We start from the raw sequence: 11,953 nt of genomic DNA on the forward strand, positions 1-11,953 counted from the left end.
ACTCGCACATTCGGGTGCACTTTGTAACCTAGTGTCCTATGCTGCAGGCAGACACGATACGAATTGTCACACCCATTAACTAGGCGCAGCGTTCGCCAAGGACTTCACGTCAAATGCAATGCTGTGCGGTTCATGGTGCGAACACAACAAAGAGAGCGACAAATAAACGCCGCCGCATCGCGGTGTTTCGAGCAGGGGGGACGATGTCATCAGAGTTACGTGCACGCCACACGGATCATGCTGCGGTCGAGGCGTCGGGGGCGCTGGTAGCTCATCTCGGCGAACTGACCGGCTCAGCTGAGCGCGCGGTTGCCACCGCGTTGCCGGCAAGGTCGGTGCTGGCGAATGCTTCGGCTTCGCGACGGTCAAAGACCAGTACCTACGCCAAATACGTTGGCAGGGTCGGTGCACTCGCGGTCATGCTCGGCGTGGGTGGCGCGATTGTCGCGGCTCCACCGGTGGCGCTGGCGGACGATTCGTCCGGTGCCTCCTCGTCCTCGTCTGATTCGACCGGCAGCGAGTCCGAGTCGTCATCATCCAAGAGTCCCAAAGTGGCGACGAAGAGCACTTCCAAGCAGTCGGCTGATCGACCGGCCACCAAGACGGCGACGGACGAATCTGACGGCGGGGCAAGTGATCCTGCCACTTCGACCTCCCCATCGGAGAGCAAGCCCGACAAGCGGGGTGAACAATCCCGCGCCGACAGCGGCCGGACGACGACCGATACAACTGACACCGACGATGCTTCCGGGGACGAAGGCTCCGTCCAGACGGACAACACCGACACCGACGCGGTCAAAACGGACGACGAACCGAACGTCACCGACGTACACACGCCGCAACCTGCAGACGATGGATCGGTCGCGGCGGACGGCGATGACGACGAGCCCAGCCTTCCGGATACGGGTGATGGCGACGGTGAGCTGACACCGGACGTCGAAGCGCCGACTGACACCCCCGTCACGACGATGGTGCGACCCGTCAAGGACTCCGATTCGAAATATGATGATTTCCAATCGGTTCCAACGCGCGGCATCGGTTCGTCTGTTTCAACGTCAACGTCAACGTCAACGTCAACATCAACGTCAACGTCGAAGAGTACGGAGCGCGACGCTGACGGTGGCTTGACGGACAAGGACGCAGCAACCCTTGACGAACAGCAGTCGGAGCATTCGTCGGAAGGGGTCGTCGTGCCGTTGTCGCACGTGACGCTGGCCGGGAATCTTGGCGGATCGGCGCCCATCCCCAAGGCGTTCGCCTCGACCCCGGGGCAGACGCTGGAGTCAACCACCGTGCAGCAGAAGGTGGTACCGCAGACGATCACCAAAGTCGTGACTGATCTGCTGACGGCTGCCCTATCTCCTTTCCTGGCATCACAGGATCCAGCTGGCACACCGCCGGAGTCGCCGATACTGCTCGCGGTGTTGGGGTGGGCCCGTCGCCAGCTGGGCGAGGCGTTCCCCGAGATCAACCAGGTCGTCGCGCCGGTCGCCGCGGCGAAGGTGGAGCCGGTGGAACCCGTGGTGACGGCGGCGGCGGCGGCACCTGCCGCAGTGCCGGCCGAATTCGAGCGGACCGAACTGATTACGGGGCTTGACAAGCCGACCGACTTCGAGGTGCTGCCCGATGGCCGCATTCTGATCACCGAAAAAGACGGAACGGTAATGGTGTACCACGACGGGCACCTGCATGAGCAACCCATGCTGACGGTACCGACCAAGACGGATAACGAGCGTGGACTGGTCGGAATCGAGGTCGATCCGAACTTCAGCAGCAACGGCTATATCTATATCGCGTATACGACCGCGGCGAACCGCGACCGGTTGTCGCGATTCAAGGTGACGGGAGATGTTGCCAACCCCGCATCGGAATACGTGCTCATGGAATCAGACCAGCCGGCCAACAATATTCATCACGGCGGTGAGATCGAGTTCGGTCCCGATGGCAAGTTGTATTGGGCGGTGGGTGACAACACCTACGGGCCGAACTCCCAGGATCTGTCGAACATTCACGGCAAAATCCTGCGGCTCAATGCGGACGGCAGTGCCCCGGCCGACAACCCATTCGTCAACACTCCGGGCGCGATCCCGCAGATCTACGCCTATGGTTTCCGCAACCCATTCCGCTTCACCTTCACGCCGGACGGCAAGATGCTGGTCGGCGATGTGGGTCAAGCGACGTGGGAAGAGCTGAACCTCGTAACGCCGGGGGGCAACTACGGTTGGCCTCAGGCCGAAGGCACCTGCACCGGTTGCTCGTACATCAACCCGATCTACGTCTACAAGCACACCGACCCGCCAGCCAGCGCCGGAGCGATCACTTCGGTGATGGTCTACAACGGCTCGGCGTTCGGGGGGGACGGTGCCAATAACAAGGTCTTCATTGCCGACTACGCAGTCGGCTGGATCAAAGAACTCACCTTCGATCCCAACTTTACGAGCTTGATCAGTGAACGCATGTTCGACACCCAGGCTGGATCCACGGTGAAGATGGTCCAGGCGCCGGACGGCAGCATCTACCAATTGACCATCGCCGACGGCAAGCTCTGGCGTATCGCCCCGGCGAGCGGCAACCGGGCACCGACGGCGGTCATCACCGCGACGCCGAACTACGGACAAGCGCCTTTGGCGGTGAACTTCTCGTCTCAAGGCTCGAGCGACCCCGAAGGCGCCCCGCTGACCTACGCCTGGAACTTCGGGGACGGCACCACGTCAACGGCGGCCAACCCGGCCAAGACGTTCAACACCAAGGGCACCTACAACGTCACGCTGACCGTCAGTGACGGTGTCAGGACGAGCCAGGCAACCCAGAAGATCACCGTGGGCAGCACTCCGCCGACGGTCAACATCATCACGCCGGCGAACAACTCGCTGTACTCGGCGGGGGACATCATCTCGTTCCGGGCTACCGCCACCGATGCAGAAGACGGCACACTTCCCGACAGCGCCTACAAATGGTCAGTCGTGCTGCACCACGCCGACCACACGCATCCGTTCGAAGACAACATCATCGGCCCGTCCGGCAGTGTCACCATCCCGCGCAGCGCGGAGAACATCGACACGACCTGGTACCGGATCAACCTCACCGTCACCGACAGCAGCGGGTTGTCCACGACAAAGTACGTCGACGTCAAGCCGCGTCTGGTGAACCTCACGTTCAATCCCAACAATCCCGACGCCATATACACGATCGACGGCATACCGAGGAAGGGCGTCTACACCGAGCGAGCCGTTGTCGGCGTTGAACGAATCCTCGATGCCCCCTCGCCGCAGTATGTGGACGGCGGGCAGCTGGTCTTCAACAACTGGTCCGATGGAAAGGCGCAGACACACACGATCGTCACGCCCGCAACCAACACCACCTACAACCTCGTCTTCGACGGCCCATCCGGGCTCGTCGTCACGTCCCCGGCATCGGTGGGCGTCCCGTCCCGAACGAACGGGGTGGTGACGGGAATCGTCAATGTGGTTCAGCGAGATGGCGATCCGATGACCTATACGGTGGTCAAGGCGCCCACCAAGGGTACGGCGAGTGTGAATTCGTCCACTGGGGCGTGGGTGTACACACCTACCTACCAAGCTCGCCACAACGCGGTCGCTCTGAACGCCACCGCCGAACAGCAGGTGGACCGATTCACGATCAAGGTGTCCGATGCGGACGGTGGCCAGGTCTCGATCCCGGTGACCGTATCGCTGGTGTCGAAGGAAGTGCCGACCACGGGTGAGGTCAAGGTCGGCAACGGTCCGAGTGCGGTGGCCTTCGTGCCGTCCGGCACGCGGGCATATGTCACCAACTACGACTCCAACACGCTCACGCTGATCAACACGACGACAAACGCGGTCCGGCATATCGTCGTCGGTAAAGGCCCAACCGCTATCGCTATCAGCCCGGACGCCACTCGCGTGTACGTGGCGAATCAGAAGAGCAACACTGTTTCCGTTGTCAACAACAACACCAACGCGGTATCGAGCAACATCAACGTGGGCAACGCGCCCTCCGGCCTGGCGACCACCGCGGACGGAACGCGCGTCTACGTCACCAACTCCGGAAGCAACACCGTCTCGCTCATCGATACCGCCACGAACACCGTCACCAAGACGATCAATGTCGGTCAATCGCCAACTGCCATAGCGATCAAGGGAACCCGCGCGTACGTCACCAACAGCGTGTCGAACACCGTCTCGGTGATCGACACGACGAATGGAACCGTCACGAACACGATCAACCTCGGCGCCGGCAACGGTCCGTCGGCTGTTGCGGTGTCTCCTGACAGCACGCGGATCTACGTCACGAACGGCACCTCGAACACCGTGTCGGTCATCGACAAGGCAACGAACACAGTGATTGGCAAGATGGCGGTGGGTGCTAACCCACGGTCGGTCAGCGTCAGCCCCGACGGAAAGTACCTGTATGTCGCAGCCGTGGGTACAAGCACGCAGGGCGGCACGCTCTCGGTGATCGAGGCGGCGACCAACACCACGGTCGCCGTACTGCCGACCGCCAAGGCGCGTGCTGTCGCCGTGGCGCCCAACGGGACATACGCCTACGTCCTCAAGCGGGACAACGGCGCCGTCTCAATCGTGGGCACCACACTGTCCATTGATCGCGATGCCGCCAACGTTGCCCCGGCGACGGCCGTCGGCCAAGTCGGAAGTTCCACTCCGACAACAGGTGTAGCGACGTATCAGGTGTCAGGTACCGATGACGACGGCGATGAGCTCGTCAGCTCGTCGAGCCAGGCCGCACACGGGACGGTTACCAACAACGGTGGTGGACGATTCACCTACACACCGGATCTCGCCTACTTCCAGAGCAGCGGCGCGGGTACCACCGACACGTTCACCGTCACGACAAGCGACAATCACGGCGGCGTTTCCACCAAAACCGTGACCTACACGTGGCAGGCGGCCTCACCGCCGAGCCTGCCTGTGACCAAGACGATCAACGTCGGTGCTCATCCGATCGGCGTGACGTTCAACCCCATCGGGACGCGGGCATACGTGAGCAATATAAACTCCGATACCGTTACGGTCATCAACGCGAGCACGGGTGTTCCGATGACGACCATCACGGTCGGCGATGGACCTCTCGGTGTCGCAACGAATCCGGATAGCACACGCCTGTATGTCGTGAACTATCACTCGGGAACCGTCTCCGTGATCAACGCCGCCACCAACGCGGTGATCGGCACGGTCAACGTGGGTCGACGACCCTGGAACGCCGTGGTATCTCCCGGAGGTAGCCAGCTGTATGTCACCAATTCCGACAGCCACAATGTGTCGGTCATCGACACGGCAACCAACACCGTCGTCAAGAACATCGTGGTGGGGCGGCAGCCCAACGGCATTGCCGTCAACGGAAATCGCGTGTATGTGACCAACAAGCTGGATAACACCGTGTCAGTCATCGACGCCACGACAAACACCGTGACGAAGACCATCGGCGTTGGGGTTGCACCTGTTTCGGTGGCGTCCCAGGGCAACCGTGCCTACGTCGCCAACAGCGGCTCAGGTACCGTCTCGGTGATCGACACCTCCACCAACACGGTGGTCGACAGCCTGCCGGTGACGGCGCTGCCGAAGTCGGTGACGCTCAGCCCTGATGGCCGCTACCTGTACGTCACCAGCATCGTCAGTGAGACGCAGCCCGCCGGCCTGGTGACGGTTGTCGACACCACCACCAAGGCAACGGTCGCGGTGGTCCCGGATAGCAAGAACGCATGGGCTGCCGCGATTGCGCCAAGCGGTACGTATGCGTATATCGCCAACCGCGACACGGGAACGATCAGCGTCATCGACACCGTCCAGTCGACGGCGTAGTTCGCTCGAAGATGCCTGCCCCATCTCCCCTTTGTCGAAGAGGGGAGATGGGGCAGGCATCTTCGAACGAGGCAACGGCGACGATCTGCAGCGCAGGACGGCTGTGCCGCAGATGGGTAGCGTAACGATGTGGCTACCCGTGACCGACCCAGGGCTGTGGTATGTCTGGTGTCGGTGTTGACGCTCGGACTCACCGCATGTGGGCTGGTCGGCGGCATCACGAGGCAGCCGGCGGGCCCGCCTACGCCGATCGCTTCGGCCGATCTGACTGGAGCGGCACCCGGATCGGTGGTCACCGCCATGTCCGCTCCCGCAGTCGAAACGATCGTTGACAGCGGGAGAGTGGCGAGAATCACGTACCGATCGACTGACGCCAACACGGGCCAGCCGACCGTGGTTTCGGGCATCGTTGCCGTGCCGGCCGACGCGCCGCCGGCCGATGGCTGGCCGGTCGTGGCGATCGGCCACGGCACGACGGGGATACAGCAACCGTGCGCCCCCTCGCTTTCTCCGAACCTCTCGGACCTCGCACCGCTCGTCGAGCAGATCGTGGAAGCCGGCTTTGCTGTCACCGTCGCCGACTATCAGGGCCTGGGGGCCGCTGGGGTGCACCCCTATCTCGACTCGCACACCGCCGGCTACAACGTCATCGATTCCGTGCGGGCGCTGCGGGCCACCTTTCCCGGCGTATCGTCGCGTTGGTCCGGATTCGGCCTCTCCCAAGGCGGCGGCGCGGTCTGGTCTGCCGACGAGCAATCCGCGGACTACGCTCCGGAACTGGACCTGGTCGGCGCGGTTGCAATGGCGCCAACGGCGGATGTGTCGGGTGCCGTCGACAAGGCCGTGGACAACAGATTGACCGAAGAGCAGATGGTCCCGTTCCTGTGGGTACTCGCTTCGTTGGCACAGATTCACCCGGACCTCAACCTGGATGACTACCGGCGTGGGTTTGCGGCGCAGAACTGGGGTGCGCTCCTAGCCTGCGACGGCTCCGGCACGGCAGCGAAGCGGACCTCCCTGGCCCGCAAAATACCCCCTGCCGACATCTCCCCGAGCTCAGCGCAAGCCGCCGATCGGCTGCGTAGTCTCGTCGAAGCGTGGGCGGTACCTCAGCGAATGTTGAATGCTCCACTGTCGGTGGTGTACGGCACGAGCGACAAGTTCGTCGACCACCAGTGGACTGAGCGGGCGATCGATCGGGCTTGCGATTTGGGTGGAATCGTTCTTGAGACCGCGGAGTCCGGAAAGGGCCACGCGGACCTGGACACTCTCAGCCAACTGGAGTGGCTCCGAGGCCGGTTCGCCGGTGAATCCGTTGAGAACGGCTGCGCAACGCGGAAGCCGCGCTGATGCGACGAATTGTCTCCGTCGTTGGGACGGTCGTGGTGGTGGTGCTCGCGTTCCTCGGCATCGGCGGGACAGCGATCTTCCGGAACGCACCGCAGGATCCGTTCGGTCCAGCCGACGCGGTGTTTGTGCTGGGTGGTGAGCACGATGGGCGCGAGTCCTACGGACGCCAATTGGTGCGCGACGGTGTCGCTCCGATGCTCGTGCTCTCCAATCCCTATCCGTCGTCGGATTCACTGATGCGCACGATGTGTAACCCGCGAGAGGCGCAGGTCCCGGTTATCTGCCGACGGCCCGAACCGTCAACGACCTACGGTGAAGCGCTCCTGATCAAGGAACTCGTGGCGGAGCATCGGTGGAAACGCGTGGTGGTCGTCACCTGGCAATACCACCTCCCGCGGACCCGGTACGTCTTTGAACGTTGCTTTACTGCGGATTCCGCGATGATGATCATGCGCGCCGTTCCGCGGCAGTATCGCCTGCCCACTGCCTTGTGGGAATACATCTACTTTTATCAATTCCTGGCATTCGCGAAGGCACTGGCCACGCTGGACTGTTCGGCCGATGAACGGTAACCGGTGCCACTACCACGTCAGCTTGTAGACAATGCTCACAACTGCGAAGGCAGTGAGATAGCCAAGCACCGCTGAGGCCAATCCGTACACGCTATTGATCAGCAGGGATCGCGCGAATCCACGTACCGTGGGCCACAGGTCAGTCGGCCTCGTCTCGTTCGCCGACCGGATCAGCGATGCCATCGGGGCGGCGGTGATCAGGAAGCCAGAACCCAGGAGAGACCCGACCGGCAGAAAACTTGTGTATCTCGATGCGGCGATGGCGCCCGCCAGGAAACAGATCAGGCAGTTGAATGCGATGGTGCGGAACGTGTCGCCGCCCTGCTCGCCGCGCCGCAGCAGCGTCGCGGCGAGCAAGGCGCCGAGCGCTCCGCCGGAGCAGATCACCAGCCATTGCATCAGGGCCGGGCTTCGTTTTCCGTACGGCCGTTGATCGCGAGGCCCGTCATGAGGCCGAGGGCGAGGCCAGCGATCGCGCATGCTGGCAGCAAGACTGCGAAAACAATTGCGCGCGTGGGTGTTTGGCCCACAGCCAAGGTGGCGTAGGCGCTTACACTCGCCGTGCCGGCGGCGATTCCCCACGCGAGCATCCGGACCAAGGGCCTCGAGGGCAGTGCCATCAGCAGCCCGATGCCGAGCATCGTCACCATCGTGACGGCGCCTGTGATCAGCAGCTTCTCCAGCGGTGACGGCCAGGTGCGATTCAACAGAAACCGCGTCGCCGCACCGGCAGCGCCGCCAACGAGGATCCATATCGCTTCGCGCACGCGCAGGCGGGGTCCCGGGATGATCATTGCGGCCAACGCTATCCCATCCGGCGAACTGCGCTGAGCAACGCGATACGGCCTCGGAGCGCGGCATACGCGGTGTCTTCTCCACGGGTGGGCGTCCGGGCGTGGTCACGGCCCGCACTCGGCAGTCGATGGCCAGAACGGTCCTTCGGCGTTAACGCTGGGTAACGAAATTCCCCCGTTTGCTGGACAATCGCCACGTCAGCATTATGATCCGAAATATGCGACGTCATGTGTGGCGAAGGTCGCATCGCACAATTCGCGAAATGCCGAGGCCTTTGCGAGGATAAGTAAGTCCAACGGCGGAACAAGCATATTTGTCTGAAGGACCACGTAGATGGTAGGGGGACTCGCTTGACATCGGCAGAGGCTAACAAACGTTTGCCGGAGCCGACTTCGGAGCGCAACGTGCCGCAGCAGTTGTGGCGCGCAACGTATTCGAAGCGCTTGCTGGTGATAGACGCAGTTGCGGTTGTGGCCGCGGTCGGCGTCGCCCAGTGGGTGCGCTTCGGCGGACTGCTCGGGACTGACCTGACCTACCGCCCGTTCGATACCTATCGCGAGTTCGGATACACCACCGTTTCGATCATCATCGCCGCAGGTTGGCTTGCGGCGCTGGCGATATTCCGCACCCGCTCGCGCCGGATCATCGGTGCGGGCGCAGAGGAATACCGTCGGGTCTGGTTGGCCACGGTATCCGTCTTCGGCGCGGTGGCGATTGTGTCCACGCTGTTCAAACTGGACATCGCGCGGGGCTACCTCATGATCGCCCTGCCCGTGGGCGTGGTGTTACTGCTCGCGGGGCGGTACTTCGCCCGGTACGTGGTTGCTAACAACCGGAAACGCCACGAAACTTGCATGACACGGGTGCTCGTCGTAGGCAATCCGCCCGCGGTGCGCGATCTTGCGCGGTCACTTGCCCGCGACCCAGGTGCGGGCTACCAGGTCGTCGGTGCCTGCGTCCCAGGGCATTATTTCCGTCAGACGATCGACGTTCCGCAGGTCGGCACCATTCCGGTCTACGGCGACGAAGCCGAAGTGCTTTCCGCGCTGTCCGACACGGGAAGTCACGCCGTCGCAATCACCGCGACCGAACGGCTCAACAGCCGCCGGATCCGGGATCTGTCTTGGCAACTCGAGAAACTTGACGTCGATCTGATGGTGGCGCCCGGGGTGGTCGATGTCGCCGGACCACGCCTGACGATGCGTCCGGTGGCGGGTCTGCCCCTCATCCATGTCGAGAAGCCGCAGTACAACGGAGCGAAGCGATTCGAGAAGCGCGCCTTCGACGTCGTCTTCTCGGGTGCGGTCCTGCTGCTGGCGCTACCGATCCTGCTCGTGATCGCCGCCGCGGTGAAGTTCACCAGCCGGGGCCCGGTCTTCTATCTCTCGGAGCGAATCGGCCTCGACGGTAAGCCGTTCCAAATGGTGAAGTTTCGAACGATGGTCGACGGCGCTGACACCATGGTGGATTCGCTGAAAGATCTGAACGAATCCGAGGGCGGGGTCCTCTTCAAGATCCGGCAGGATCCTCGTGTGACGCCGGTCGGCAAGTTCCTGCGCAAGTACAGCATCGATGAGCTGCCCCAATTCATCAATGTGCTGAAGCGGGACATGAGCGTTGTCGGCCCGCGGCCGCCCCTCGGTCGTGAGGTGGTGGCCTACGACGACCATGTCAAGCGCCGGTTGCTCGTCCGCCCCGGCATCACCGGGTTGTGGCAGGTGAGCGGCCGATCCGACCTGTCCTGGGAGGACTCGGTCCGACTTGATCTGTTCTACGTCGAGAACTGGTCGATGATGGCCGACTTCGTCATCGTCTTCAAGACGGTGAAGACCATGATCGCCCCGTCGGGCGCGTACTGACGACCCACGAGTCCCGGACAACGGTGTCTACGCACGGGTCGGCGTACGGCGTCGTTCGCTGGAATCCATCGTGGGTGCGCGGAGCGCGGTCACTGGCCGTAGTGCTTTCTGCGGCGGCCTTCATTGCCGCGCTCTGGCTCCCATCGTCTCCCAGCGTTCGGCTGCTCGGCACGGTGCTTGTGATGGGCGGGAACTCCAATCCTCAGGGTCAGGCCATGGAGTACCAGCTCGACGGCTACCTCAATCCGGCAAGCCCGAAGTACGGCTTCCCGGGCTATCAGCTCGAGAAGGTCACGTGGTCGGCGAACATCGGTGACTACGAAGCCTCCCAGGAAGAGGGGCGCGGCAAGATCGCTGCCGCGATCTCGAAGGCGTTTGCAGCGGGGCAGCCCGGGGATGATGTGGTCGTCGTGGGCTACTCGTCGAGCGCCAATGTCATCATTCGTGAGATCCGTCGTCTCGACGCCAAGGGCAGCCCGCACCGGGCAGACCTCAGTTTCATCGTCCTCGGTAGTCCGAACAGGCCCAACGGGGGGATCTACAACCGCTTTCCGGATCTGGTATCCGCGCTTGGCTTCACCTACGACGGTCCCAATCCGGACACCGATTATCCGCTGATGGACGTGAGCTGGGAGTACGACCCGATCTCGGACTTCCCCACCTACCCGCTGAATTTGCTCGCGACGGCGAACTCGGGAATGGCATTCCTGTACCAGCACACCAACTATTACGAAGCTGATCTGGATGACGCGGTCGACAACCCCAACATGACCTACACAACGCATGGTGGGACGAAGTATGTCACCGTCGGCACTAAGCGCCTGCCCTTGCTCCGACCGCTCTACGACGCGGGATTCCCGACACCGGCGCTGGACCTCGTCGAGCCGACCCTGAAGGTCTGGGTCGACTACGGCTACGACCGGTCCATCCCTGTTGGGCAGCTACAGAGCGCCAAGGTGTCGCCATCGCTTGAGGCGACCCTCGCCCTTGGTCCTGCGTTGGCCAAGGCCGCGGAGCAGGGTATTCGCAACGCGGTTGCCGGCACGCAGGCCGGGGCAACCCCAGCTGGGATGACTGGGACAATTGGCGTGGCACGATCCACGCAGACCACCGTCGCCGGTGCGGAGGAGCCCGAAGGCGACGCTGGGTCTGCACGGCCCGGTGCCGGCGCGCAGAACGGCACACGCCGGTCGGGTGTGTCCGCCGAAGCATCGGCAAACACAGCCGACGATCCGCAGCGGCCAACAGGACCCGCAATAGCACGCCGTGAATCCCGCGAAGCGGTGCCGGGAACGAAGCAGGTCGGCGCTGTAGACACCTCGTCGCCCGCGGCGATTTCGCCGGTCAGCCGTGCGACGGTCGAGGACGACAGCGAGCCCCCGAAAGCCCCGCCGAAAGCCCCCTCGACAGCCCCGGAAGCCCCGAGAGGCGCGAAGGCCCCGGCAGCCCCGAAGGCCCCGGTCAGTTCCCCGGCCGGTGACTCGCCGGGCGCACCAACGCGAACTCGCACCAGTCGGTCTGACGATGCGCCCGAGGTGAAGGACGCAGCATAGCGGTC

7 protein-coding genes are annotated in these 11,953 nt (G+C 63.1%); 5 read left to right on the forward strand and 2 right to left on the reverse strand.

What is annotated here, in order from left to right:
• Positions 1 to 203 precede the first annotated feature (203 nt).
• From ADBZ6K_RS10460 to ADBZ6K_RS10470, 3 genes are all read left to right on the forward strand, one after another.
• Positions 204 to 5,819 carry a PQQ-dependent sugar dehydrogenase gene (locus ADBZ6K_RS10460; RefSeq protein ID WP_526346218.1) on the forward strand — a complete coding sequence of 1,872 codons (5,616 nt, stop codon included), beginning with the start codon at positions 204 to 206 and terminating at the stop codon, positions 5,817 to 5,819.
• Positions 5,820 to 5,987: 168 nt separating this feature from the next.
• Positions 5,988 to 7,169: a lipase family protein gene (locus tag ADBZ6K_RS10465; protein ID WP_526346220.1), complete on the forward strand. Its 1,182-nt coding sequence runs from the start codon at positions 5,988 to 5,990 to the stop codon at positions 7,167 to 7,169.
• A gap of 32 nt (positions 7,170 to 7,201) precedes the next feature.
• Positions 7,202 to 7,741 carry a YdcF family protein gene (locus ADBZ6K_RS10470; RefSeq protein WP_526346222.1) on the forward strand — a complete coding sequence of 180 codons (540 nt, stop codon included), beginning with the start codon at positions 7,202 to 7,204 and terminating at the stop codon, positions 7,739 to 7,741.
• A 9-nt stretch (positions 7,742 to 7,750) separates the two neighbouring features.
• Here the strand turns inward: ADBZ6K_RS10470 and ADBZ6K_RS10475 are convergent, their stop codons facing one another.
• Positions 7,751 to 8,140: a hypothetical protein gene (locus tag ADBZ6K_RS10475; protein ID WP_526346224.1), complete on the reverse strand. Its 390-nt coding sequence runs from the start codon at positions 8,138 to 8,140 to the stop codon at positions 7,751 to 7,753.
• Positions 8,140 to 8,535: a chromosome condensation protein CrcB gene (locus ADBZ6K_RS10480; protein ID WP_526346226.1), complete on the reverse strand. Its 396-nt coding sequence runs from the start codon at positions 8,533 to 8,535 to the stop codon at positions 8,140 to 8,142. The genes ADBZ6K_RS10475 and ADBZ6K_RS10480 overlap by 1 nt, the downstream gene beginning before the upstream one ends.
• 405 nt (positions 8,536 to 8,940) lie before the next feature.
• Here ADBZ6K_RS10480 and ADBZ6K_RS10485 point away from each other — a divergent pair, with 405 nt between their 5' ends.
• Together ADBZ6K_RS10485 and ADBZ6K_RS10490 are read left to right on the forward strand one after the other, a co-directional pair.
• Positions 8,941 to 10,395: a sugar transferase gene (locus ADBZ6K_RS10485; RefSeq protein ID WP_526346228.1), complete on the forward strand. Its 1,455-nt coding sequence runs from the start codon at positions 8,941 to 8,943 to the stop codon at positions 10,393 to 10,395.
• Positions 10,396 to 10,577: 182 nt separating this feature from the next.
• Positions 10,578 to 11,948: a PE-PPE domain-containing protein gene (locus ADBZ6K_RS10490; RefSeq protein ID WP_526346230.1), complete on the forward strand. Its 1,371-nt coding sequence runs from the start codon at positions 10,578 to 10,580 to the stop codon at positions 11,946 to 11,948.
• Positions 11,949 to 11,953: the final 5 nt, after the last annotated feature.

This window comes from Mycobacterium sp., from assembly GCF_044223235.1.
Taxonomy (GTDB): Bacteria; Actinomycetota; Actinomycetes; order Mycobacteriales; family Mycobacteriaceae; genus Mycobacterium.